We start from the raw sequence: 1,262 nt of genomic DNA on the forward strand, positions 1-1,262 counted from the left end.
ACCCGAAGCCGGTGGCCCAAACTCGTTAGGGAGCTGTCGAAGGTGGGATCGGCGATTGGGACGAAGTCGTAACAAGGTAGCCGTACCGGAAGGTGCGGCTGGATCACCTCCTTTCTAAGGAGCTTTTATTTTTCGCCCGCAGTTGTGGGTGTGTTGGTTGAGTGCCCGACTGTGGTGCTGCCAACGTTATTTTGAAAAACCAGGTGGACATGCATCACCCCGGCGTTAGGTGTCTGGGTGGGTGTGGTTGATGGTTTCACAACACTGGCTGAACGTTATTTGGATTGTTGGTGCACTGTTGGGTGTCTGGGGCGACACATGGTGCCTGCACTTTTGTGGTGTGGGTGTGGTTGATCCCTAGTGGCTCATCATTTCACTGGTCACTGCGTTTGTGGTGGTTGGTGGTGGTGGGTGTGGTGTGTGAGAACTGTATAGTGGACGCGAGCATCTTGTTTTTTGTTTGTGTGTGTTTTGTTTTGTGTGTTGGGTTATTCGTGTGTGTGTGTTTGTTGTTCAAGGGCGCATGGTGGATGCCTTGGCATGCTGAGCCGATGAAGGACGTGTGAGACTGCGTTAAGCCTCGGGGAGTTGTCAACAAAGCGTTGATCCGAGGGTGTCCGAATGGGGAAACCTGGCCGTAGTTGTGTGCGGTTACCTTGCAGTGAATGCATAGCTGTTTAGGGGGTTACGCCGGGAAGTGAAACATCTCAGTACCGGTAGGAGAGGAAAATAAGAATGATTCTGCTAGTAGCGGCGAGCGAACGTGGATGAGGCTAAACCGTGTGCGTGTGATACCTGGCAGGGGTTGCGTGTGCGGTGTTGTGGGGTGTGACTGGTCGTGTTCTGCCAGATACGTCCACATTGTGCGTGTGTAAGCGGAAGTGGTCTGGGATGGCCCACCGGAGTAGGTGAGAGTCCTGTACGTGAATGCATGTGTGCGTGTGGTGGTTGTATCCCCGAGTAGCAGCGGGCTCGTGGAATCTGCTGTGAATCTGCCGGGACCACCCGGTAAGCCTAAATACTCAGTGTGACCGATAGTGGATAAGTACCGTGAGGGAATGGTGAAAAGTACCCCGGGAGGGGAGTGAAAGAGTTCCTGAAACTGTGTGCCTACAATCCGTCAGAGCACCTCTAAGTGTGTGATGGCGTGCCTTTTGAAGAATGAGCCTGCGAGTCAGCGGCATGTCGCGAGGTTAACCCGTGTGGGGTAGTCGTAGCGAAAGCGAATGCTAATTGTGTGTTTAGTGGCATGTCCTGGACCC

General features: G+C 53.5%; 2 rRNA genes. Both read left to right on the forward strand.

From position 1 onward, the window contains the following. Nucleotides 1-114 (forward strand): 16S ribosomal RNA (locus ACUY2Y_RS11665); the annotation flags it as partial. A 389-nt stretch (nt 115-503) separates the two neighbouring features. Continuing rightward, nucleotides 504-1,262: ribosomal RNA gene (locus ACUY2Y_RS11670) — 23S ribosomal RNA — on the forward strand; the annotation flags it as partial.

The organism is Corynebacterium sp. 20-84 (assembly GCF_053479455.1).